Source organism: Furfurilactobacillus rossiae DSM 15814 (genome assembly GCF_000428925.1).
GTDB classification, from domain to species: domain Bacteria; phylum Bacillota; class Bacilli; order Lactobacillales; family Lactobacillaceae; genus Furfurilactobacillus; species Furfurilactobacillus rossiae.
This window is the reverse complement of the sequence record NZ_AUAW01000004.1, coordinates 39546-66004: the sequence shown is the minus strand read 5'-3', so window position 1 is coordinate 66004 and position 26459 is coordinate 39546. Positions and strand designations below refer to the sequence as shown.

Below are 26459 nucleotides of genomic sequence, written 5' to 3'. Positions count from 1 at the left end.
CAAATTCTCCTATTCTGCCAATGCAATGAGTTTGTCGGACGGTAATGTCAGTCGTACTGCGTCTCCTAATTGATGTGTGGCCTCTTCTGAATCTACCTTAATTTGGCCTAAATGGTCTGTCGCTACAACATAGCGATACGTGCGGCCAAGATATGTTTTATCGCAAATAATGCCATTAAGACTGTTCTGTTGAGTATCAGTATCCATACTGGTATCAAGTCGAATATTTTCAGGTCGAATGCACAGACGTACGACCGGTTTAGTTGTCTTTTCGGCCATGTAAAGGTGCGTTTCACCGCTTAAATACTCATTTGAAGTCTCCTGCCGTGTTACGTTGAAGAAGTTTTCAAAGCCGATGAATTTAGCGACAAATGTTGTTGCTGGATGGGCATAGACAATCTGTGCCGACGCAATTTGCTCAATATGACCACCATTCATGACAATGACACGATCGGAAATTGCAAAGCTTTCCTCTTGATCATGCGTAACGAAAAGTGCTGTTATGCCTAATTTTTGCTGTAGTCGGCGAATTTCCTCTCGTAGGGACAAACGCAGTGCCCTATCTAAATTGCTTAGTGGTTCATCCAGTAACAGTAATGTCGGGTTAACAACTAAGGCTCTCGCTAGTGATACACGTTGTTGCTGACCACCGGAAAGTGCGTGTGGGCGATGATTAGCTAAATCTGTTAGCTCTGTTAGGGACAATATCTCGGCCACACGTTTGCGAATAGCTGTTTTGCCAATACCGCGTTGTTTTAAACCGAATGCAACGTTTTCAAACACACTCAAATGAGGAAATAAAGCGTAGTTCTGGAAGACCATGCTCATATTACGTTTGAAAGCGGGGACCGAATCAATTGACTGCTCATCGATCGCCACATTCCCACTTGTTTGCCGCTGCAGTCCCGCAATGATTCTTAATGTAGTCGTTTTCCCACATCCACTTGGACCAAGAATCGAAACTAGTTCACCCGCATTAACTGAAAAATTGATGTCTGTCAGCACTTCTTTACCATTCTCATACGACATTGATAAGTGCTTAACTTGCATTGCCTGCATTATTTAATTCTGTCCTTTCTGATTCAGATGTTCGTTAACATGTGTTAATCCATTCATTCGTTCCATCAACCACATCATGAGACCGGTCAACAACATTAAAATTACTGACACTGCTGAAACGGTTGGATCATAGTTGTTTTGCAAATAATTCAAAATAGCAGTTGGTAACATTGTTAACGATGGGCCGTTCAAAAATAGCGTAATGGGAATGTTATTGAATGAATTAATAAAGCACATGATGAAAATAGCGAGGAGCGTGCCTGAAATATTCGGAATCACTACCCTGAAAAAAGTTTTTATTTTCGATGCTCCGCTTAACCAGCTGGCTTCTTCTATAGTCTGATCAAACAACAATAACCTAGCCGTTAACATTCTAATTACATATGGCACGCTGAGTAAAAAGTGCCCTGTGATAAGAACTGGCATTAGCGGCAGCTTGATTCCAATAACTAAACTTTGAAATAGTGCAAAGCCGATAACTATCTCTGGAATCAGGGTCGGGGACAGAAAAACTGTCTGAAACCAGTTAGCATGATGAATACCACAGCGCGTTAATGCATAAACCGCTGGCGTTCCAACCACAATTGCTAGGAAACTAGCAGTAACAGCGACTGCAAAACTTGTTTTGAAGCCTGTCACAAAATCAGGTTGTGACAATATGTTGGCGTACCATTTCAAAGTGAAACCCTTTATCGGAAAAGTAATAGCTGCCTGTGAACCAAATGAAGTGACAACAACTAAAACTAGTGGGAGCAACAGTAGTAGCAACATCAAGTAACCATATAACGTCAATAACCAGTGTTTTTTCTGTCTCAAACTTCGTTACCTCCCGAAATCCGCTTAGTAATGACTTTTGTTATTGATAGACTTGCTAAGGCAATCAATATCAGCGTCAATGCCACAATACTTGCGGCCCGCCAATCCCCCAGTGTCATGGATTGCTGATATAACAACGTCGACAAAACTAAACTACTGTTACCGCCTAGTAATTGTGGCGTCGTATAGGCTGTCATTGCGCCGGCAAAAACTAAGATACTGCCAGTCAGTAGGCTGGTCGTTAACTGCGGCAAGGTAATTTTGAAAAACCGTGTTAACGGACCTGCACCTGACATTGCGGCCGCCTCATCAATTGATTGATCCAGTGATACGATTGGGTCAATCAGCATCGTCACCATGACAGGGAAAAACAAATAAATGAGTCCAATCACAATAGCTGTATTCGTATATAAAATGCGAACTGGTTGGTGGACAATATGCAGATCCATTAACAATGTGTTGACTAGCCCGTTACGTCCAAGGATTAGAATCCAAGCGAAGTTTCTAACGACCGCATTAGTGAGCATTGGAAACAAAATGACAAGCGACAGTAATTTACGAACTTTCATTCTTTGGTGAGCGATCCAAAACGCAAATGGAAATGCTAAAACTAGCAAACCTAAAGTGGTTACAAACGCAATGCCAATCGTTCTGAAAATAATTTGCTGGTTGTATGTAGCCTTTAAAAATGAAAAATATGTTTCATTACTTTTTACTCCGAAAATCACTGGTAACACCAACTGAACAACTGGAAAAATCAAAAACAATATAATCCCAACCAAACTCGGCAGTAACAGTGCCACACTGATTCGTCTATCCTTCACGATGTAAAACCTTCCTCAAAAAATTGATGAAGTCATCTTATCATCAGTAAACGAACGATGTTAGGATAAAAGCGTTCCATTGAACGTGTTTTGTGCCTGGCTATAAAAAAATTAATTGTACTGGAATTCCGCTAACTCGCACTCGACTTAATAGAGAATCGTCTGCTCTGGCCATTTTTAATAAATATATTTAATTGGTTTTACAAATTTGTTTGCTAACCTGCCAGCCGTTTGGTCAGCAATTATTAAACTTTTCATTGACACGTCATGAAAAATAAATTAGTATTCTAATCAATCTTTAATTCAAGGAAGCTTACTAATGATGACAACAACTGTCAAAACTACATATGCGTTTTATTTTTGGTTTTTTGGAAATTCATCCAATTAGCCATTATTTAACGTGGCCATGCGGATGGATAAAACATCTGCGTGTATGGTCATCAGTTGTTTATCGATGATTTAAGCCCCCAGGTGTTTAACGACACGCTGGGGGCTTTTCTTGTTTTCAATTCAATTATCACTGTCATCGAGCCAAAGTTTAGAAAGGATATTTTATATGCAAACACAACAACGAGATCTCACACAACGTTTAAACACCCAGCTACTAGCTATCAAGCCAGATATGATCCACAGCTTTGACCACGAAGTTAGCGACATCCCCAACATCATCAAACTAACATTAGGCGAACCGGACTTTAATGTCCCTGAACACGTCAAACAGGCGGCCATTAAGAGCATTGAGGACAATGATTCCCATTACGCGCCAGTTCCTGGGACCGCAAAGTTACGCGAAGCAGCTGCACATTTTTTAGCAGATCGTTATGGGATTCAGTATGATCCGCAAACAGAAATCGTTGCTACCGTTGGCGCAACTGAGGCTATTTCTGACACACTCCGGGCCGTCACAAATCCCGGCGATAAAGTGTTGCTTCCGGGGCCAACCTTTCCCTTATACGAGCCAATCATCAAACTCAACGGTGCCGAAGTTATCCCCATCAACACAGAACCTAACCAATTTGTCCTCACACCCCAGCAACTGCAAGCTGCTATCAATGAATATGGTGATGACATCAAGGCTATCATGCTAAACTTTCCGTCTAACCCAACGGGCGTCACCTATACTGCCAATCAAATAGAAGCCTTAGCGGATGTGCTTCGAGACACCAATATCATTGTGATTTCCGATGAAATTTATTCTGAATTGACATATGGTCAACCTCACGTTTCGTTTGCACACTACCTGCCGGAACAAACATTAGTCTTAAACGGTGTGTCAAAATCACATGCGATGACAGGATACCGTGTTGGTATTCTCGCAGGCCCGGCAGCTTTAATTGGCAGAATCAATTTAATGCATGCCTTTACGGTAACGTCAGCCTCTAATCCAGCTATGGCAGCAGCTGCTGAAGCGTTGGGAACAGAACAGGGCCGTCATGATACCGAGAATATGAAGGCAGAATACAAACAGCGTCGTGATTTCGTATATCACACCATGACAAGGCTGGGTTTTACCATCCCTAAACCGGCAGGCGCATTCTACATCTTCGCGAAAATCCCCGAACGTTTGCACATGACTGATTACGATTTTTGCCTTTCGTTAGCTCAAACCAGTCAAGTGGCTGTCATTCCAGGAACAGCGTTTGGACCCGGCGGCGAAGGCTACCTGCGCCTTAGTTACGCTGCCTCAATGGCAAACTTAAAGACGGCCATGGCCCGTCTCACGACTTATATGGAAACTCACTAAGCCTTAAGGATTAAACGGAGATCACTCACATGACAAAAATCATTATGTATTCAGTCCGACCAGACGAAATGGCAGCTATCAAGGATCACGCGAAACGTGAACACCTTGAAATTCACACAACAACGGATGCCTTATCTGCGTCAACCGTTGACCAGGCTAACGGTTTTGACGGGATTGTTATCCAACAACGCAATCGCATTGACGATGATCGCGTCTACCAACAATTAGCTGACATGGGGCTTAAACAACTGACGTCCCGAACAGCCGGTGTTGACATGATTAACGTGGCAGCGGCCCATAAGGCCGGATTACTTGTTACCAACGTTCCTGCTTACTCACCACGCAGTGTCGCCGAACACGCCCTCATGCAAATTTTCCGTGTATTACGGAAAGCGCCATTGGTTGATGCTCAGGTCCGCGAAAATAACTACTCTTGGGCTGGTTTACAAGCTAAAGAAATTCACTCAGCTACCATCGGCATTATTGGTGCTGGGCGAATTGGCGGTACTTTAGCTAAACTACTGCACGCTCTTGGTGCAACTGTTTTAGCTTATGATGTGGTTGAACGTGAAGCGTTAAAGCCGCTCGTGACCTACGTTGATAAACAAACCCTATTGGCAAAATCCGATGTCGTCAGTTTGCACGTCGACTTGAATCCAACTTCGGAAGGATTAATCGCCGCAAACGATTTTTCCCTTATGAAACCAACAGCAGGCATTGTAAATGCTAGTCGCGGTCCAGTCATCAATACAAATGACTTAATAACCGCTCTTGAAACCCACCAACTTGCGTTTGCCATGCTCGATACAGTAACTGGTGAAGAGAAGATCTTTAATGCCGACCATCGACAAGACGGGCTCGACTCACAACCTAACATTGCCAAGCTGCATGCCATGAATAACGTGATCATCACGCCGCACATCGCCTTTTTCACTAATATTGCAGTCCAGAACATGGTTGATATCTCATTGAACGATGTTCAGAACATTCTTGCTGGTCGACCAACGGAACACAGCGTTGAATAATCAACCTAACCATTAACTAAGGAGCCTGCCGATGAAAATACCCGAAGAAACATCTCCTGCACTTTCAGCAACCGACCTAAAGACCACCATCAAACATGAAATGGCTCAATTCAAACCATTTATTCTCGCCATTTTAAACGGCACTAGTCTGGGAATCATCATTGCCCTTATCCCGGCAGCATTAACCTCTCAAATCATCCCATTGTTTGGAACAAACGGCCTTACCCGTAACCTGTTAATGATGGTCACCGTCATTCAAAGCCTATTGCCCGTCATTGCGGCTCTCGCCGTTGGTCACGCCTTTAAATTTGATGTCCTTGATACTGCTGCACTTGGCTTTGCCACGTTTGTATCTGCCGGCATCCTTAAGCCTACAAAAACTGGCCTAACAATAGCTGGTACCGGTGCCATTCTTAATGTTTTGCTTGTACTAACCGTTACAGCAAGTTTTATCTTTGTCATTCATAAACATTTGGGGCAACTACGCTTAATCCTGGAGCCAACCTTAGTCGTCCTTATCTGTGGCTCAATTGGCCTGCTTACCTTGCCTGCTATGGTTGGCATTCAAACAATCATCGGACAGCTGGTCTCTACAGCCACAACACTGACGCCAATATTGATGGGTGCCATGTTGGGCATGATTTTTGCACTCCTCATTGTGTCTCCACTCTCGTCTGTTGGCATTGCAACGGCCATTAGTTTGACCGGCATCGGTTCTGGTGCGGCTAACGCTGGCATTATCGTAACCAGCTTCGCTTTAGCCGCCATGGGAGTGTCCGTAAATTCATTTGGTGGCACAATTGCTCATTTTGTGGGTTCACCCAAAATTCAAATGGCCAATATGTTAGCGCACCCCGTGATGTTCATCCCAATCTTAACGGGTTCTGGTATTATGGGCGCCTTCGCAGCTATATTGGGCGTCGGTGGAACTGCGTTTTCCGCTGGCTTTGGGCTCTCCGGATTAATTGGACCCTTGACTGCATTGCAAACTACCACTGGCACAAATGTCGGCCTGCGCGTACTACTGGCATTCATTATTCTGCCAATCATTTTGGCTTTAGCCTTAAAAGTAATCTTCGTAAATCAACTGCATTTGGTCAAACCGGATTACCTGAAATTACCACTCTAACCATAATTTTCAAACAGCTGTGACGTGACGCTGTCTTTAATACTAAATATTCCGTAAGAACCGCAATGGAGACCGTTTACACATTGCCAAATTACTGTAATCCCTTATCAATAACAAAGTTTTAATCAGATGACTCGTTTCACGTGGAACGAGTCATCTTTTTTAATCCACCCTTTTCGTTTATTAGTGTATAAATGCTAAATTCCACAATGAATGTTCGTATTTTTAAAGATGATCTTACTACTCGACGATGAAAGTTCGGGTTTCACAGAATCGAAATACAATACATATATTTCCGAACTTTTCAAGCCTGAATCCCACTAATTATTCGTGATAGTATGTATAAAGATTAGTTTTCTTTTTCACATTTATAATCGGGGGTTTTCTTATGCAGCAACACCGCACATTCCGAATTAGTTTAGGTTGGCAAATTGGCATCGGGTTAGTTCTAGGAATTGTCCTTGGCGCACTTTTTTATCATTCAAAACCAGCCATTACCGCATTTACCAATATTGGGGCAATGTTTATTGGTCTAATTCAAATGATTGTTCTGCCAATTGTGATTTCCTGCCTTACAGTCGGCATCGCCAACATGGGTGATATTCGTAAACTTGGTCGTATTGGTGGCAAGACATTGCTTTACTTCGCCAGCATGACAACCTTAGCAATCATTTTAGGTCTAATTATTGGTAACATTACCCGAACTGGCAGTCTTATCAACATTCATGACCTGCCAAAAACGGATATCTCCCAGTACGTCAAAACGGCAAAACACGCGTCTGAAGGCGGCATTTGGGCGACTGTACTTAACATTATCCCCACTAATTTCTTTGCCGCTTTAAGCGAAGGCAACATGATGCCAGTAATCTTCTTCTCCGTATTTTTTGGATTAGGCACGGCCGCAATCGGCGAACCCGGCAAGATCATCGTCGATTTTCTCAACGCCGTGGCCGCCGTTATGTTCAAAGTTACAAACTGGATTATGCATCTCGCACCAATCGGCGTTTGTGCCTTAATTGGTGCCACCGTCGCACAAATGGGATTAACTGCGCTGGCCCCGCTCGGATTGTTCATCTTAGTTACTTATCTGACCATGATATTCTTTGTCGTTGTTGTAATGGGGCTAGTTGCTAAAGGATTCGGGATCAACTTGTTCGAGTTACTCAAAGTGATTAAAAACGAAATTATCCTTGCCTTCACCACAGCTAGTTCTGAATCAGCTCTTCCGAAGACAATGGACAAGCTCGAACACTATGGTGTCAGCAAGGGAATTGTCGCCTTTGTTGTTCCAACCGGCTATACCTTTAACTTAGATGGTTCCGCCATTTACCAATCCTTAGCGGCATTATTCCTAGCTCAGGCTTATCATATCAACTTGTCGATTGGCCAACAAATCACCCTGTTAGTGGTTCTAATGATAACTAGCAAGGGAATGGCCGGTGTGCCTGGCGCTTCGTTCGTCGTGCTACTAGCGACAATCTCAACCATCGGTGTTCCCGTGGCCGGGCTAACATTCATTGCAGGAATTGATCGAATTGTCGATATGGGCCGTACAGCCGTAAACGTGGTCGGAAATTCTTTGGCAACTGTTGTAATTAGTAAGTCTGAAAAGGAATTTGACAGCGAAAAGCATACCGACTATATGGCTAAAATTTCGAATTAACGCTAAAAACACATTATAGATGCTACAAACGTTAGGTTACGTGCTGACTAAAAGCGCATAATCTAACGTTTTTTGTTGTGTTTTTTTAGCCATTTTTAATGCTTCATAAGATTGGTGACATTCCCTTTAAAGTAGAGATGTAAGCGGTTAAAGTTCAAGTCGAGAACGTTTTACTAGCTAAAAATAATTTTTCGTGTTAATACTTACGTACTAAATTGTTTCTTGACTAAATTTATCGTGTATAATACCTGTTATTAGTTCCGAAACTAGCAACATCATGTCGTTTGTACGCATTTTTTATTAATTATGCGTTAGAAAGGTACAGGTACAGATTTCTATGCATCGTCACAACTTTAATCCTCAAGTAACTCATAAAGTTCATTTCAAAATGTTCAAATCAAAGCATGGCTGGTTAGTTGCCGGTGTGACGATGCTATCGTTTGCTACTGCCAACCTTGTCGGCATGAGTCAAGTCAGTGCGGACACCACGTCAACACCAAATAATAACCAGCAAATTACTGAAGTCGTTTCAAACACTGGAAAAAGTACGACTCCCTCTTCAGATATCGCCTCACAAGCAACGTCGGCTACGAGTGAAAATTCACAAAATAGTGCGGCGTCTATTAGTTCACAATCAAACGACTCAAACGTAGTTAATCATTCACTCGCAAACACCAGTACTGAAAACAATCAGTTAAGTAAGACTCAAGAAGTTGATGAAATCACGCTTAATAGTCAGGCTGCTTCTGCAAACACTCAAGCAACTAGCTCAGCGGTGGCTCACAGCACTTCTGCGGATGTCACCACGGCCAAGGCAACAAGCGAATCTGCAGTTAACACGCCCAGTGCTGGAAGTATGCCCTCTTTAACACCAACACAACAGCCATCGTCGGCTGCGAACGCTTCACAAACAACTAGCCGAGCAATGAACTTGGAGTTTGTCAGTGAAGATCCCAAATCCTCGGACGAAACTGCTAACAATGTCACTGTCACTTTTCAAAATGTAGACGGCTCAACGAAACAGGACACCATCACTAAAGGTGGCACCGCTGATGATATGGCGGACCCTATCATGAATGTTCCAAATGATGGTCGTGGCGGTACTGAACAGTTTGACGGCTGGTTCTACAAAACTTCTGATGGCATCAGTGGAACTAAATTCGACTTTTCGCAACCCGTATTTAACAATGCCACGATTGTTCCCAAGTTTACGCGACTATTTAATGTCAAATTCAACTATCCAAGAAATAACGGAACGGATACTGAAGGCACCGATGCAACCGAAACAGCAGCAGAAAACACGACCATTTCAGCGCCGACAAAAGTCCCAGTTGCCAGCAACGGTCAACGTTTTGTCTACTGGTACGATGCAAATACTGATGCAAATAAAACTCATCTGGCAAAAAAAGAAGCACCGGACGCATACGTGTTCGGTGTCGACAAAGTTACCCATGATTTTGAATTAAATGGTTATTTCGCTGATGTTCACACCGTGACTTTTCATACAGACGGTGCCCCCGTTGATCCACAGTTAGTTCCAACCGGATCCTTAGCTAAGCAACCAACTGTCAGCCGTCCCGGCTACAAGTTCATCGGTTGGACAACTAAAAGCACTGGGGTTGACAGTTCAAACTACACTCAACCTGGCAATGCCTTCGACTTTTCAACGATCATCAATAACGATACCGACTTATACGGCGTCTGGGATCCGCAAGAAGTTCATTACAACATTGTGTACTGGATTGAAAAGCTCGACCAAAATGGTCAACCATATGCCACCCCTGATGACAAAACAACGTACGATGTCATTGGCAAAGTGCAAGCTGATGACATGGCACTGACGGACTCAAAGGTCACCTTGACTGACTACGAACGAAACGAACATTTCAATCAATTAAAAGCAAAAAGTGATCCAACGGCCGCCATTAATTTTGCAACTTTTTACCCAGTTAGCTCTGCCAATAAGTTTGCCCATGTTGCCCAAAACGTTCAGATCCTTGGTAACGGTCAAACCAATATCAATGTTTACTATGCCTTGAACTCTTATACGTTTAACTTTGATTTTAAAAGCAATCACTATACTTTAAATAATCAGTCAAACACTCCCATTTATACAGATGATTTATACGTGGTGCAAAACAATAATACAAACACCAAATCATATGTGCTAACAGCAAAATATGGTCAAGACATCTCTGCCGTCTGGCCGATTGTTAACGGGAATGGACAATATTATCCTTATGGCCCAAGATACAGCAATTATAGTTATGATGCTCACTTTGCTGGCTGGACAGGTGGTGCTGCACGTGTTCTGTGGGTCACAAAACGTGTCGCACTAACTCAAGACATGTTAACCAAAGCTACCACTGGCGATGGTTCTGTCATTAATATGACGCCAGAATTTTTAACAGAAGGAAACTATAACCTTTCCGAAACACATTACTATTTACAGTCCATCGTTCAACAACCAACTTCAACAAACATTTTCTACAATAATAAGTACTATGATTTGCTGACAAATTACGAAGATAATTTCATCATGTCTGGAACTCAATTAAGTTCGAAGCAAATCCCGGGAACACCCGTTATCGCACATCAAGCAGCCATCGAGGGAGTTCCTGACGACAATGGCACTGAGATATTTAACTTATACTATGATCGTCAATCCTACACGTTGTCTTTCGATGATCAAACACCTGGCGACAAAATTAGCACACACAGCTTTCTGTTTGGTGCGTCAATCTCCTCTGCCAACTTCCCAACGCCTTCACGTGCTGGCTATGTCTTCGATGGCTGGTATGTTGATGCCAATGGGACACAACCGTTTACCCAAAATGGGCAACCAGAATTTTCAACAATGCCCGCTCGTAATGTCACGTTATTCGCCAAATGGACTGAGTCAACTTATCACATCCACTACTATGCCGATTACAATGACATGATTAACGGTAAAGAGCTAACTAGTTTGGCACAAGTTTACGCCCAAAATGACGAAGCCAAGACGCCAGCGACCTACAACGCAAGCACGATTGATCCTGACCGTGGCCGCTTTTTAAACTGGAACTACATGGTTGGTAGCTCTGCTGTTGCTCTTAAAAATGGTCTTTTAATTACCCGTGATTACAACGTTTTTGGGTCCTATGACGCTGTGCATTTCAATATTGCTTATCAAGTCGGTAGCGATCATAAATCTCCAGTTTCTGACAACAGTAAATATGGTTTAGGGACTACCATCCGTTTGGCAGATGAACCAGCTAATTGGTCCGCAAATTCTGACGAGGTCTTTCTCGGATGGTCATACACGGATCAAGATGGCAAAAAGCACAACTACTTACCTGGCGACTTCGTCAAAATCGACCATAACTTAGTTAATGTAAGTGCCGCCTCTGCCGATCAAACGTTAACCTTCACCGAACGGTACGCAACCAAAGAATCAACCATCAGCGTTACCTTTGTACCTAACGACCCAGACAATCAAAGTATGCCTAACCAAGTTATTTCGGCTGAAAAGAACAGCACCGTTCGTGCCTTAACACAAAGTTCACTCAATGTTTTCAACTTGCCATTACTCGGTTGGAGTACTTCTGAAACAACCACTGCTACGACTATGCCAAGCCTTAATGACATTGCCACTGGAACCAATAACGTCACATTATATGGACATTGGCTCAAAGTTACCCTCAGTGGTTCAAAAGTCTATGACGGTAAAACGACCGATGACAATCAACTTGATACTCAATATACTGTGACCTTAAACGATGTCAGTGGTAATGCAACCACATTGATGAATAGTGGTTCCTTAACATCAGCAGACTTCACCCGCACAGCAGGTAAAGATGTTGGGACTTATGTGTTGTCACTAAATCAGTTAGGCTTGGATGCCCTCAGACAAGCAAACCCAACGTACGACTTTAGCAATGTTAATCTGAGTGAACTTCCAACTGGCAGTTTCACTATTGTGCCAAAAAAGGTGCGCGTTACACCGAAACCGGGTTCAAAGGTTTATGGTCAATCTGACCCTAGTGATATCTTCAACGTGAATACACCCGAAGCACTGAACGGTGATCCTAACATCGGTATCGTAATTGGCGATGACAATATTTATCAGGTCAAACGGACCCTGAGCGCTGACGGCAAAGATGGCGTTGGCACTTACACAATTTCTGTGTCTGCTGCAGAAAATCCTAATCCAAATTACATCTTGGTGCCTGGTGATTCCGCGACATTTACGATCACGCCACGGTCAATTCTGGTCACAGCAAACAACGCCACGAAAGTATTTGGAAATGATGATTCAACATTTTCAGCAACAAGTAGCGCAATTGGCGGCAACCCGGTTTCTGGCCTTGTAAACAATGATCAATTGAATTACACAGTTTCACGTGAAACAGGAGAAAAACCTGGCAACTACAGAATTTCTGTTACCAATGGCCTTAATCCTAATTACACGGTAACAACTGCTGATGGAATGCTGACAATTACGCCAGTCGTGTCAGTATCTTATGTTGACCAGGACGGCAATCAACTGGCGACTGTGCCTGCTAAGACGGTTAATGACCAACAGGTAGGAAATACCATTTCAATTGAACAGCCCACTGTCGTTGGGTACGCACTTGTACCTAGTCAACCAACTAGTTATACGTTAACGGATCAGGGAAACCAGTCGGTAACCGTTAAATACCGTCAAAACACGACTGTCACTGCTAATTATTACGTCAACGGTACAACCACTAAAATTGGTGATTCAATTGTCACGAATGGTGCCGCAGGTTTGAATTATCAAACTTCTGCTGCAAACGTTGATGGCTATACGTTAGTAGCCACACCTGATAATGCCCAAGGCATCTACGCCCCAACGGGAAACACTGTTAATTACTATTACACCGTTAATTACACGGCTTTGCCAGTCGACAGTAAGGGTAATAAAATCGCTAACGGTCTGCTTGGCACCGGCACACCTGGTCAATCAATTCAGTCTAGCGTTAACCTACCGGCAATTCCGGGTTATGCATTACCAGAAACAATGCCCACTGTTCCTGATACCCCTGGAGTCACAGTTAACGTAGTCTACACACCACTGTCAGAATCGGTGAACGTTAACTATTACCTTAAAGGCACGACTAACAAGATTAAAGATTCGACAATTATAAGTGGTGATTTCAATGCTCAATACGTGGCCCCTGCCGCCCAAATTACTGGATACACACTTGATGAAACGCCGGCAAATGCCACTGGAACGTTTGGTACAACAAACAAAGAAGTTGCTTACTTCTACACGGCCGATACTGAATCCGTGGAGTCTCGCTATCTTGTTCAAGGTACAGAGACTGCACTCACAGATCCAACTATAGTAAAAGGTGCCTTCAACACTCAGTACGCGACAGCTTCTAAAGATATCGTCGGTTACAAATTAGTTGGGACGCCAGCAAACGCTACTGGCACATTTGGCATTACTAACGCGCCAGTTATTTATGAGTATGCGCCACTTCCTGAATCAATTAGCGTTAATTACTACCTTAAGGGCACTACGAATAAGGTTGCAGCATCAACGATTGTGAATGGTTTCTTTGATGGCAAGTACTCGGCCGTAGCGGCCAAAGTTGACGGTTATAAATTAGCCATTACGCCTGCAAATGCCAACGGCACGTTTGGTACAAATACTGCTGAAGTTAATTACGAATACGTGCCCCTCCAAGAAACAATTAGTGCTAACTATTACATTTTGGGCACAACCGACAAAATCGCTGCTACAAAGATTATGAGTGGTAATTTTAATAGCCAATACACAACAAGTGCCGCACAAATTGACGGTTACACGCTCAGTGAGATACCAGCAAATGCTACTGGTCTCTTCGCCACGACTAATGATGATGTAAACTACTATTACACCATCGACTATAAAGCAACGCCAACAATCGGATCATCTTCAAGCTCCTATGATGGCGCCTCAATTTCATCCAAGTATGTGCCGACATTGCAGATTCAACCAGTAAGTACGGCATACAACGGCACTGTCCCAAATGTCACATTAGCCGCAGAAGATTACACCTTTACCAATGAATCTGGCCAAAATGTTGACCCAACAGCCGAAAGCAACGTCGGTCAATACGCATGGCAGCTTACTGCCACTGGCATTCAGCATGTACAAAAGCAGCTTGGAACTGCATTTACACAAACTGATTTAACTAACATTTCAGGTCATTATGAAATTACACCAGCTAATCTAATTGTGACCACTACTAACAATACAAAGGTTTTCGGCGAAAAAGACTCACAACTGACTGCTACAATCACTGGAACAATGGGTAGCGACGTGATTACGGTTTCTACCAGTAGAGATGCTGGTGAATCCGTCGGCACTTACAACGTCTCATCGTCAGTAAACGCAGATTCACAAACCTTGCGTAATTACACTATTACCAATACCGACGGAATCTTTACGATTACACCGGCCGTAGCAACTGTATCGATTGTTAAATTTAGCAAAGTTTATGATGGCACTGCCGAATTACCAACAATCCAATTTCAAAGTGAACAAAATCTTCAAATGCCAACAAATTTAAATCGTGACGACTTTGTTATCACAAGTGTTATAAAAGGCAGTTCTGATCTGATTCAGGCTGGGACTTATCAAGTTCAAATTACTGCGTCAGGCCTGAAAAAGATTCAGGATGCCAATAAAGATTACACTATCAGTAGTGTCCATCCAGGTACGTACTTCATTAACAAAAAGAAGCTTTCTCTCAAAGCCACGGATCAACACAAGGTTGTTGGCGATCAAAACTTGGACCTTTCATTCACTACCGCTGGGCTCATTTCATCAGATTCAGTGAAAGCTCATGTTGAAATTGCATCCAACCCAACTCCCATTCGAAACGGTCATTATGAGCTACTGGTTATTGTTGATAATGAAGACGAGTTAACCAACAATTATGATGTGGCAACCGATCCTGGCTCCTTATATGTGTCAGTTAAGCCGGTATCAACTGCAGATATCAAGATTGGCAGCACACAGAAAGTTTATGACGGTCAACCAGCAGTGGTTCCGAATAACCTATTCGCATTAACAATGCCAGCCTTCATGCAACAGGCAGCTTTGACTTCTGATGATTTCGATATCAGCCCAATTACAGGCACTACAGATTTGACTGGAGCAGGCACATATACAATTCAATTGAATAAGATTGGCCTCACTAAATTAAAGGCACAAAATATCGACTATTCATTTGATGGTGTTACATCTGGTCTTTATACAATCCAAAAAGCTAAAGTAAACGCCGCTGAGTTCAAACCAGTCGTTGCCGATAAAACGTATAATGCTCAGCCTGTCCCATCAGTTTATACAATCAATGTTCCAAACCTCATCAAAATGCCAGCTGGCCTAACTGCAACTGATTTTACAATTTTAGCGCCGACTGCAAACAACCAAGACGTTGGTCAATATTCCGTTTCACTATCTGAAAGCGGATTGGCAAAATTCCGGGAAGCTAATTCTAATTTGGATATTATTGGTGGCCCGGCTGTTGCAACATTCAAGGTCACACCGGCTCCGCTAACTGTGACGATGCATCATGCTGAAAAAACGTTTGGTGACCCAGATAGCTATGCCAGCGATGTTGTTGGGTGGTTAGATTCAAACCCTTACGAGCTCGTTTACACGCGTTCTAATATGAACGAAGACAAAGGAACTTACGATGTTAATGTTGCCGTTAAAAACGCTCAAAATTACACGGTAACGACGCTTGGTGCTTCGCTAACCATCAAGTCATACGCTGATCTCAATGTCACTGATATCACGCTGACACAGGGAGATACTTGGAATCCAAGTATGAATTTCGTCAATGCTAAAAACAATCATGGTGTCCCCGTTGACTGGCAAGAATTCATCATGCAAAACGGGATCGTTAAAAACGCAGATAACGTCAACACATTAAAACCTGGCGTTTATACAGTTATTTACATTTTTGGTGATCCTGTCGTGAAAACGGCGACAGTAACCGTTAAGGGACCGGCAACTAATGTCCCCGAATCGGCCAACGAGAGCCAGCTTTCGCAAGCAAGTCAACAGGACAATATTTCCGTGCAGAGTCAGGCTTCCGCAACAAGTCACCAGGAAAACACTTCATCATCGGTTCATGTGTCACAGCTCAGTCAAGCCGTTCAAGAATCGGCAATGGCATCGCGCGTCTCTGAGCAGCAAAACAATAGCAAAACAACACAATCGCTTGTTCAGCAGAAATCTCAGACGCTTAAGTCACGTGCGGCTACAGATGCTGTGACCAGCAATGTGAATAGTCAAAGTATTTCTGTAAAAGATCCATCCGTCTCAGAAAGCTCTGTCACATCGAAACCCACATTCGCTAATAAAGAAAAAACGACCGAACTGCCACACACCGGCGAACATGCCAATACTGTAGCAGCAGAAGTTGGTTTAGGCTTATTAGGAACGTTGCTAGCACTTGCAGGACTTAAACGACGCAAACGTGACGAGGATTCAAATGATTAATTAAAGTTTCCTCAGCCGACTTAAAAAGACATTGCCTTCGCACATGGTATACAACTACCAGTGCACGAGACAGTGTCTTTTTATATGTGTCTTGTTTTAAAAGGGATTATTTCCCGGGTAATACTTTGTTTGGCATTTTCTATCCGACGTCAAATATATGCATCCATCTGTACCGTGAGTCAGAATACTGCGGCAAAGCAAACGTTAAACGGTTATCCTAAATTGATCAGCCTTGGAGAAAAAATCGTAATTTTGCCTAAGCAGTAACGCCCCGTTTGACCAAGGCTGGAATCGTCAACATTACGATAAAACTAAAGATGTATAATCCCGCCAAGCTACCCATGACAATTGGCAAAGTAAAGTGTTCCATAAGTAAGCCAATTGCCACCGAGGAGAACCCCCCGATTGCACGGCCTACATTCACAATCACATTATTGGCCGTTGAGCGAATCGTGACCGGATAAAGTTCACTGATCACGGCACCATAACCACCAAACATGCCGTTTGAAAAGAATCCAATCAGCGCACCGGCTGGCAGAATTGTCGCTGTCGTTTTAGCTAGTGTGAAGATATAAACCGAAATTGCTGCCCCAATGAGGAAAATGCCAAACGCCCATCGAGGTCCAATGTTATCTAGTACATTACCAAAGACAAACATCCCCATGACCATGCCGGCAATGGTTGCTATCATCCACATGGCGGATCCTGATACCGATACATGAGCCTGCTTTTGCATAATTGAGGGCAACCAGTTCATCAACCCAAAATAACCAGCAATTTGAACCACTGACATCAACATGAGTCCAACCGTTTGGTATGCCCTGCGTGGACTATTGAACAACACCAGTAGGTTAACCGACTGTGTGTTGGCACTTCGTTTAGCCTTTAAAAATGCGGGTGTTTCGTGCACATGACGTCGAATAATGACGGTCAAGGTAACTGGAATTAAGCCAAGGAAAAATAATGCGTGCCAGCCCAATGTTGGTAAAATGACGGCTGCAAGAACGGCCGCCAATGCTGCCCCAATTTGACCGCCGATAGCAGCTACCGAAGTCATCCGGCCAATCTTATTGGCGGCAAACCGTTCCGAAATCAGTGCAATACCCACACCGTACTCACCACCAGCGCCAATGCCCGTTAAAAATCGGAATAAATAGATCCAACCAATCGAGTTTGCAAACGCCATAGCCGTGGTCGCAATGGCAAAAATAAAGACCGTGTACGAAAAGATTTTTACCCTTCCGTACCGGTCACCTAATAATCCAAATAGTAAACCACCTGCCAGCATACCCAGGTTAGTCACTGAAGAAATCATTCCTGCCTGACCTGCTGATAGATGTAGTTCTGTGATAATTGAGCTTAATGCAAATGACAAAAACATCACATCCATATTTTCCAACGCAAAACCGGCACTGGTGGATGCAATAGTCCATTTCTGCTGACTGTCTGTATGGATCGCAGAAGCTACTGGTGCTTGATTCATCACAATTACCTCCAAAATGAATGCTCACTGACATTCGTTATTTTTTCTTGTCGCTTATCATGCCACGTCGAAAAATAATTTGCAAGTGGGCGTTTCATATAACCCATATCACCTAAAAATTCCCCCTTGCACGCCGCTGAAAAAAACAGTATCATAGTCTCCAATTAAACAAGCGCCGCTTTAAACCAATCCTGTGAGGTTGGTAAGCTAGCTCAAATTCAATCCGATATTATGGCGAAGTGTATGCCATCCATGGATCGTCTGAACGGTTAGCCGGGCAGATGATCCATTTTTTTGTGCCCAAGTGGTCGAAAGGAAGTTTTCATGAACGCCAGCGCAAATTCGATTATTGTCGCTCTTGATGTAAGTACGACGTCGTCAGTCGATCAATTGCTTGATCAACTATCACAAACGGATGATCGGCCTGCAGTAAAAGTTGGTATGGAACTATTCTACAGTGAAGGAACTGCGATGATTCGCCATATTCAACAATGCGGTTTTGACATCTTCTTAGACTTGAAACTACATGACATTCCAAATACTGTGGAACGGGCTGCTTACCAACTCGGACAACTTGGTATCCAGTACACCACAGTCCATGCGTTAGGTGGTGGAACCATGATTGCTGCAGCCAAACGGGGGCTCCAGCGAGGTGCACAGCAAGCTCACGTGACACCGCCAAAATTATTGGCAGTAACTGAGCTAACATCCATCTCAGAAAAGATGTTAGTTAATGAGCAGCACGTCAGCTTACCAATGACTGATCAGGTTCGCCAACTCGCTCAACTGGCTGACACGTCCGGCGCAGATGGCGTCATCTGTTCCCCACAAGAAGTCACAACGATCAAACCGTTTGTTAACGATGACTTTCTGCTGGTTACTCCCGGCATTCGGCTAACAACAAACCCCGCCGATGATCAGCAACGTATCATGACACCTCGGCAAGCTGCCAAAGCTGGTAGTTCCGCCATTGTTGTTGGCCGCCCGATAACACAATCTTCACAACCCGCAAACGCCTATATGACAATCAAAAAGGAGTGGTTAATCCATGACTAACGTAGATAACACCTCAAACGCAAATAAAACTGACCTAACTGAAACGATCATCACTGAATTACTGGCTATCAAGGCCGTTAAGGTCTCCCCAAACCAGCCATTTCAATATGCTAGCGGGATGATTTCGCCAGTCTACACAGATTTGCGCATGACGATCAGCTATCCCGAATTGCGTCAGCATATCGCAACAGGTCTCACAGCCTTAATCAAACGCCAATATCCAGATGCAACGGTCATCGCTGGGGTCGCTACTGCCGGTATTCCCCATGCTGCATGGGTAGCCGAGGCACTTTCACTGCCATTGATTTACGTACGGTCTCACCCAAAGGATCACGGGACTGGCAAACAAATTGAAGGGGCATTATCATCCAAAGATCACGTTGTACTTATTGATGATCTCATTTCGACCGGTGGCAGTGTGCTTGGCGCGGCAAAAGCGGTCGGCGCTACTGGCGCCCGCGTAGACGGTGTCGTTTCTGTCTTTAGTTACGACCTGCCAGATGCAAAAACTAATTTTAAACAGGCGAAAACATCATTGACGCCACTGTTGGACTATCACCTACTACTTGAGCATCTCACCAACCACCATGAGTTAAGTGAGGTAGACTGCAAATTGGCCAAGGCCTGGCATAATGATCCTTGGCACTGGCAGCCAGTATCCATGTAGCTCAATACTTGTTGACAACACAACTCATTATATTCAGGAGGTTAACATGTCTATTACACTTGCAGGTGTGCGTTTGAAAAATCCAGTCATTGCGGCCAGCGGTACAGTCGGTTACGGTCAGGAACTGGCCCAAAAGACTGATCTCAATGCGCTTGGCGCCCTAGTAATTAAATCGACAACGGCCGAACCCCGAACGGGTAATCCTTGGCCAACGACAACTAACACTACTGCCGGTTGGCTAAACGCCGTTGGGTTAAAAAATCCCGGCATTAAAAATGTCATGGCCGAAAAGCTGCCTTGGCTTGCCACTCATTATCCTGATCTACCAATCGTTGGCAGCGTCGCGGGCGGTAGCATGGACGAGTACGTTGAGGTTGCAAAACAACTAACCACGGCGCCAAACGTTAAATTCATTGAGGTCAACGTTTCCTGCCCTAATGTCGATCATGGCGGCCTCGCATTCGGCACAGATCCGGTAACTGTTCAAACCTTGACCGCCAAAATTGTGGCCGCCGTGGATAAACCAGTGTTTGTTAAACTCACACCGAATGTAACGGATATTGTCCCGATTGCTAAAGCAGCCGAAGCTGGCGGTGCCACAGGTCTCGTCCTCATCAACACTCTACTAGGCATGGAAATTGATCTTGCAACGCAAAAACCGCGTTTAGCACATGGCACTGGTGGCTTATCTGGACAAGCAATTCACCCGCTAGCCGTCTATATGGTGCACCAGGTCCGCCAGGCATCCACACTGCCTATCGTCGGCGTCGGTGGCGTTTCTACCAGTAAAGACGCTGTAGAACTCATGCTAGCTGGTGCAAACGCCGTTCAAGTCGGGGCCGCCACGTTTCATGACCCTGCATCCTGTGCAAACATTGCGGCGAACATTCCGGAAACCCTAGCTGAATACGACTTAACTTGGCCATCAGCAACCTATTGATTTCCTTGACGATACCAGTGTGTGACAACTGTACGCGTAAACATGCCCAATAGAATCAGTACAAGTAACGTTTTAGGAAATATGCCACCAACGACAACGTAACTGACACTAATCCAAAACATCATTTTTGTAGAACGGATCTCTTCTAAATCATGCGTTTTAGGTGTCATATGTGACTCATGTACAACTAATCTAAACAGTAAATACTGTAATAGGTCCACTAACACTAAGACAGTTGCAAAGGTTATGACAACGATACGATTGAAAAGTTCCCGACTTAACCAAGCAGTCACAAAGGGGATTAACGATATAAGTGCCAGATAGTAAAAGTTCATCACAATCACCCTAACTGAAACTTTTTCCAGGGCGCTAAATAATTCCTGATGTAACATCCAGTATTGTGCAACAATGGCAAAACTAATTAAAAAAATAACGATTTGGCGAAAAGCAATACCGATTAAAAGTTTAGTGGGATGCTCTGGCACCACGACGCCCAACACCATAATGGTGAGCACCACCGCAAATACACCATCTGATATCGCAACGAGACGTGATTTTGAATTTTTAAACATCATTTGCTGAACCCCCTTAGGCCTATTACACCACAAAACAGTGCCACCCACTGATCAATTTTCAGGGTGACACTGTTTCTTTGTACCTATAGTTAGAGGTTTAAAATACTAATGTGTTTCATTCTGATTGAGTGACTATGACTAATTTTTACAGTCACAAAAACGCGGTTCATTAGTCCACTCAATGCTAATTAAGACTAAATCCTCTCTTTACACCTGTTTCCGTTTGTCACCACGATGCATGAACACAATGATGGCTGGCAGAATCGTCAGTGCACTAATCAGCGAGAACCCAGTATCGATCACCGTAATTAGTCCAAACGACTTCAGCACAGGGAAACTGGCAAAGATAATCGCGGAGAAGCCACCAATGACTGTCATACCAGACACGAAGATGGCCTGTCCAACGGATGACACAGCACTGATTGTCGCGTCCACAGTCGACTTACCCCGTTTTTGTTCTTCTCGGTACCTCTCCAGAATCAGAATCGTAAATTCAGTCCCAATCCCGAGAACTAGGGAACTTAGAGAAATCGTCAACGGATTGTATGACGTGCCCATCAACCACAATGTGAGCGGAGACAGTCCTAGCACTAACAGAATCGGTAAAATCGGATACATAGCGAATCGTGGATCGCGATAGATTACAAACAGAACGAGGAAGATAATCGCGATTCCGGCAATAATAATCAACCAGTGATTAGCTGTCATATTATGACTTCCCGTCAGCATCATGACCTCAGCTCCGGCCGGCGCAACGTGAATTCCGTGTGGTGCATCAATATCCTTAGTAATTTTGTTCATCAATTTCAGTTGGTCAGCGCTCGACAAATTCTTGTTGATCTTAAATTGCAGCGTCGCATAATGCTGATTATTACTCATCAACACCTGCTTCATAGAACTAGGTAAACTGGCAATACCGCTATTCAAGGTTCCTTGTTTTGTATCGGTTAATTGTTGTCCGCTTAAATTCAAACTAGTTGGCAGGCTCGTAACGTCGGTCACATCATGATATCGTCGTTGTTCTTGCCGGCCAAACTGATCTGTATACTGCATCACCCGCTTGTCACGAACGTCGTCGGCCCTCACCAAATAGGTAATATAAGTGGTTGAGCCAATTTGTTTTTGCAGATATTTCGTGTCCTTAAGCGCAGTCATCTGTTGTGGAATCATCTTGGTCATGTCAGTTTCGGTGTTGATATTATGTTCCACCGCAAAGCCAGCGCCGCCTAGTAATACGCCAATAATCAGCACAATAACACTGTGTTTGGTCACAAATGCCGCGTAACGCGCTAACACCTTTGCCAAACCAGATGGCTGACTCAGTTTGTGAGGTTCGGCAGCTTTTACAGGTTCGGCATGCCGATCAAAGAATGGTAACAAACTAAACATCAAAATTAGTTCCGTCAGATAGGCGCTGACAACGCCAATAGCCAACGTTAGCCCGAATTGTTGCATCATCGGCGCCTTCGACAAGAACATTGTCAGAAAGCTAAACGTCATGACAATCAACGCAATCCCGACAGCTGGTCCCATCTTGCCAATTCCGGTATTCAAGGCGTCTTGACGATTATGTTGTTGTCTAAATGTCTCCTCATAACGATTTTGAAACTGAACACCAAAATCAGTCCCCAAACCGATGATAATAGGTAATGTCGCCATCGTAGCCAATGTCAGCGAGATGCCTGTCCAGCCCATGAAACCAAACGTCCAAATCAAACTAACAGCGACAAACAACAGTGGAAACAATCGACGGCGAACGCGGAAAATCAACGAAAGCACGATCACCATTACAACGACGGCAAGACCAAGCATAATCATCATTGCTCGCGTTACTTGAGTTTGAACCTGACTAGTGATTGCTGGTGAGCCTGCCAAACGCACTTTTACACCATCTTGAAAATGTGTTTGCTTGATGGCACGATTGATATCTCGCGTCATTTTAACGTACGTACTCATGTCTGTTTTATCGGAAGTATTAACCACTACTAACACGTGGCGGCCATCCTTCGGCAATAATTGTTGCATCGCTGAAGGAACCTTGCCGTTGTTCGAAAAAATCAGCGCATTAAGCATTGGTGTCGACATTTTTTCAACACGAGGCACCTGTGCCATTACTTGACCAGTCAATTGTTGGCGCTGCCCTGCTGTCAGCAAAGACATCATGTAGGTTTGAATCTGCTGTTGTTGCTTTAGATTCAACTGACCGGTCATTTGACTGGCTGCGACCGGATTTGCCGCCAACGCTTGCTTTTGAGTAGGTGTCAAAATAGTTAACGTATACTGTTGCACTTGCTGTTGCTGGGCTGGCGTCAAGGACTGAGCGAGCGTTGACTGCAACTGTTGTTTTTGTTTCTTAGATAAACTGTTCATCAGTTTTGTCTGCGTTGATTGGCCAGATCCATTTTGATCCGTGCTCTGTACTGATGAGGCGTTGCCGCTCTTCAACGTTGCGTTTAGTACATTCACAACGTTAGTCGTTCCGCGAACGTTATCAATCTTGTTCAAACGTCCATCTAAACTATGGATTTTCTGCATTGTTTCATGTGAAATAAGTTTATCTTGGTGCCCTGATAACAGAATATATGCAGAATCACCGCCAAAGTTTTTCTGATAGGTCTCTGTATCCTTGTAAACTTGCGATTTCGTGTTCACAAACACATCATTGCCCATATCCATCTGCACCTTAGGCAAACCAAAGCCAAGGAAAACAGTGATGGCTAACATGCCGACAAGCAAGACTACCGTGTGCTTTTGAATGAATTGTCCTAGCTGTTCAAATTTTCTTTCCATACGTCTTGAGGTCCCTTTCTCTCAAAAAAGTGACCTCAGTATAACCAGATAAATTAATTGCGAACAGAAACAAAAAGAACCAAGTATCTCAAAAAAAGACACTTGATTCTTTTTGTTTTAATTACGTTTCTGGAACAATGCAAATTCGGTTTAAACCATCTGTCAGGAAAGTAACAATTTCGTCCTTTGGTGTACTCTGTTCCGTTGTCACCCAACGGATCATTAAATTAACAATGGCACCGGCAATTAAGCTAATCACCAAGTCCGGACGAGGAGAATCCTCAACTTGTTGAATGAGTGGATCGTCAGTTTTTTTCTGTTCCGCCAGCTTTTCTTTGAGCGTTTGCTCTGTAGCCGCAGTCAACACGTAGTACATATTTTCATGCGAATTGGCGGTCGTTAAATTCCGAAATACCCGCTGGTTTTCTTGAGCAAAATCGACAATCTGTTCAACAAATTGTCGACTGGGAATCTGGTTATCGGTATCCATCGTTTCACGAACCATCCGAAACTCATCTTGTAGCAAATCATACTTGTCATGATAATACCGATAAAAAGTGCTGCGGTGGTTATGTGATTGTTCGCAAATATCGTTTACGCTAATTTGCTCAAACGGTTTGTGCACCAACAGAACTTGCATTGCGTCGATTAGCTCTTGGCGCGTCTTTTCCTGACGAAAACTTTCTGGTTTGATAGTCATACGTTTGGACCTCCTTGCATTAGTCAGCTAAAGATTATGTTTCACATGAAACGCCCTTTTTACTAACTTTGCAACCCTCGTGATGAAACTAGGCCCTAAAGTATGTTGCAATCGCGTCGGCAATTCTTTCACTTGCATGCCCATCCCCATAAGGATTTTTGGCGCTAGCCATTGCTTCATATTCGGCTTGATTAGTTAATAAATTAGTCATTGCCGTGTAAACATTTTCTTCGTCTGTGCCTACTAACTTCAGTGTGCCCGCTGTAACTCCTTCTGGCCGTTCCGTTGTTTCGCGCAATACCAAAACAGGCTTGCCTAAGGATGGTGCTTCTTCTTGGACACCGCCAGAATCCGTCATGATAAATAAGGCCTTGGCAGCTAGATTATGAAAATCAGCCACATCTAGTGGTTCAATCAAGTGAATGCGTTCGTCATCGGCAAACACTTCATGTGCAGCTTCTTGAACGTTAGGACTGAGATGAACAGGATAGACCACGTCTAAATCTTGGCGCTCATCTACAACGCGTTTGATTGCTCGGAAGGTTGCGCGCATTGGTTCTCCCTGATTCTCACGCCGGTGCATCGTCAATAATACAAACTTGTGTCCTGCAGGAATTCTGTCCAAAACTTCATGATGATAATTCTGCGTGACTGTTTCGCCAAGCGCATCAATAGCGGTGTTCCCCGTGACAAAAATCTGCCTAGCGGGATGGTTTTCTTTCAATAAGTTGTCGCGACTTGTTGTGGTTGGTGCAAAATAAAGATCACTCAGCACATCAGTCAACTGACGATTCATTTCTTCAGGATACGGAGAATACTTATCCCATGTCCGCAACCCGGCCTCAACGTGTCCAATGGCAACCTGGTGATAGAAGGCGCTCACCGACGCAGCAAACGTAGTTGTGGTATCGCCGTGAACCAAAATCAAGCGCGGTTGCTCCTGCTGAATAATCGTATCCAACTGGCTAATGACGTGAACCGTAATCCCAGTCAAAGTTTGTCCTGCTCGCATAATGTTTAAATCATAATCCGGTTTAATATGAAAAATCGTTAACACCTGATCCAGCATTTCTCGGTGTTGGGCGGTCACGACGACAATTGGCAAAAAACGGTCGTCCTGTTGCAAACGTTGCACTACCGGCGCCATTTTAATTGCTTCTGGCCGAGTTCCAAAAATCAACATTACCTTAATTGGCTGCTGTGCCATATTAAATATCCTCCCAATGACAAACTTTATAGGTTCACCATAACACGTTGGACTTAAAATAAACTTCACGTAATGTTTGATTAGCAGAAAAGTTGAAGGTTGAAGACCTATTTCAAAAATTTCACGATGCAGTCGACCTTTCGTTGTAACGAACTAACGTCAGCGTTTAAGAACCGCTTACCAGAGAGGACAACCACACTACACCTTAGGACGATGCGAACAATCATCACTGACTGAATGTTTGCGCCATGTTAGTCACTTATTTATAAACCGTG

General features: G+C 43.8%; 16 protein-coding genes. 8 read left to right on the top strand and 8 right to left on the bottom strand.

Annotated features, from left to right (window positions below; genetic code table 11):
• Positions 1-9: 9 nt before the first annotated feature.
• From G400_RS0102915 to G400_RS0102905, 3 genes are read right to left on the bottom strand one after another with little or no spacing between them, the layout of a single operon-like run.
• Positions 10-1059, bottom strand: a complete 1050-nt coding sequence (locus G400_RS0102915) for an ABC transporter ATP-binding protein (protein ID WP_017262457.1) — start codon at positions 1057-1059, stop codon at positions 10-12.
• A 3-nt stretch (positions 1060-1062) separates the two neighbouring features.
• Positions 1063-1875, bottom strand: a complete 813-nt coding sequence (locus G400_RS0102910) for an ABC transporter permease (RefSeq protein ID WP_017262456.1) — start codon at positions 1873-1875, stop codon at positions 1063-1065.
• Entirely contained in the window at positions 1872-2699 is an 828-nt protein-coding gene (locus G400_RS0102905) for an ABC transporter permease (protein WP_017262455.1), read from the bottom strand. The genes G400_RS0102910 and G400_RS0102905 overlap by 4 nt, the downstream gene beginning before the upstream one ends.
• A gap of 556 nt (positions 2700-3255) precedes the next feature.
• Here G400_RS0102905 and G400_RS0102900 point away from each other — a divergent pair.
• From G400_RS0102900 to G400_RS0102880, 5 genes are all read left to right on the top strand, one after another.
• Positions 3256-4443 carry an aminotransferase class I/II-fold pyridoxal phosphate-dependent enzyme gene (locus G400_RS0102900; RefSeq protein WP_017262454.1) on the top strand — a complete coding sequence of 396 codons (1188 nt, stop codon included), beginning with the start codon at positions 3256-3258 and terminating at the stop codon, positions 4441-4443.
• A 29-nt stretch (positions 4444-4472) separates the two neighbouring features.
• Positions 4473-5468, top strand: coding sequence for an NAD(P)-dependent oxidoreductase (locus tag G400_RS0102895; RefSeq protein WP_017262453.1), 996 nt, complete (start codon positions 4473-4475; stop codon positions 5466-5468).
• A 31-nt stretch (positions 5469-5499) separates the two neighbouring features.
• Entirely contained in the window at positions 5500-6597 is a 1098-nt protein-coding gene (locus G400_RS0102890; RefSeq protein WP_017262452.1) for a PTS sugar transporter subunit IIC, read from the top strand.
• A gap of 388 nt (positions 6598-6985) precedes the next feature.
• Positions 6986-8260 carry a dicarboxylate/amino acid:cation symporter gene (locus tag G400_RS0102885; RefSeq protein ID WP_017262451.1) on the top strand — a complete coding sequence of 425 codons (1275 nt, stop codon included), beginning with the start codon at positions 6986-6988 and terminating at the stop codon, positions 8258-8260.
• Between the two features lie 337 nt (positions 8261-8597).
• On the top strand, positions 8598-16766 hold the full coding sequence (locus tag G400_RS0102880; protein WP_017262450.1) for an MBG domain-containing protein: 8169 nt from the start codon (positions 8598-8600) through the stop codon (positions 16764-16766).
• Positions 16767-17022: 256 nt separating this feature from the next.
• Here G400_RS0102880 and G400_RS0102875 read toward each other — a convergent pair whose 3' ends face one another.
• Complete coding sequence (locus tag G400_RS0102875; protein ID WP_017262449.1) at positions 17023-18249, bottom strand: MFS transporter; 1227 nt, start codon at positions 18247-18249, stop codon at positions 17023-17025.
• A gap of 324 nt (positions 18250-18573) precedes the next feature.
• Between G400_RS0102875 and pyrF the strand changes: the two genes are divergently transcribed.
• From pyrF to G400_RS0102860, 3 genes are read left to right on the top strand one after another with little or no spacing between them, the layout of a single operon-like run.
• The gene (gene pyrF / locus G400_RS0102870; protein WP_017262448.1) at positions 18574-19305 is read left to right on the top strand and encodes an orotidine-5'-phosphate decarboxylase; all 732 of its coding nucleotides are present in this window, start codon (positions 18574-18576) and stop codon (positions 19303-19305) included.
• A complete protein-coding gene (pyrE, locus tag G400_RS0102865; RefSeq protein WP_017262447.1) occupies positions 19298-19972 on the top strand; it encodes an orotate phosphoribosyltransferase in 675 nt (224 codons plus the stop codon). Before pyrF ends, pyrE begins: the two co-directional genes overlap by 8 nt.
• Before the next feature lie 46 nt (positions 19973-20018).
• Entirely contained in the window at positions 20019-20912 is an 894-nt protein-coding gene (locus G400_RS0102860; protein ID WP_017262446.1) for a dihydroorotate dehydrogenase, read from the top strand.
• Here G400_RS0102860 and G400_RS0102855 read toward each other — a convergent pair.
• The 4 genes from G400_RS0102855 to wecB all read right to left on the bottom strand — a co-directional run bounded on the left by G400_RS0102855 (position 20906) and on the right by wecB (position 26184).
• The gene (locus tag G400_RS0102855; protein ID WP_017262445.1) at positions 20906-21487 is read right to left on the bottom strand and encodes a TMEM175 family protein; all 582 of its coding nucleotides are present in this window, start codon (positions 21485-21487) and stop codon (positions 20906-20908) included. The two genes, G400_RS0102860 and G400_RS0102855, sit on opposite strands and share 7 nt — an antisense overlap.
• Before the next feature lie 207 nt (positions 21488-21694).
• Positions 21695-24277, bottom strand: coding sequence for an efflux RND transporter permease subunit (locus G400_RS0102850; RefSeq protein ID WP_017262444.1), 2583 nt, complete (start codon positions 24275-24277; stop codon positions 21695-21697).
• Positions 24278-24398: 121 nt separating this feature from the next.
• Positions 24399-24977 carry a TetR/AcrR family transcriptional regulator gene (locus G400_RS0102845; protein WP_017262443.1) on the bottom strand — a complete coding sequence of 193 codons (579 nt, stop codon included), beginning with the start codon at positions 24975-24977 and terminating at the stop codon, positions 24399-24401.
• Positions 24978-25065: 88 nt separating this feature from the next.
• Positions 25066-26184, bottom strand: coding sequence for a non-hydrolyzing UDP-N-acetylglucosamine 2-epimerase (gene wecB / locus G400_RS0102840; protein WP_017262442.1), 1119 nt, complete (start codon positions 26182-26184; stop codon positions 25066-25068).
• Between the last annotated feature and the right edge of the window lie 275 nt (positions 26185-26459).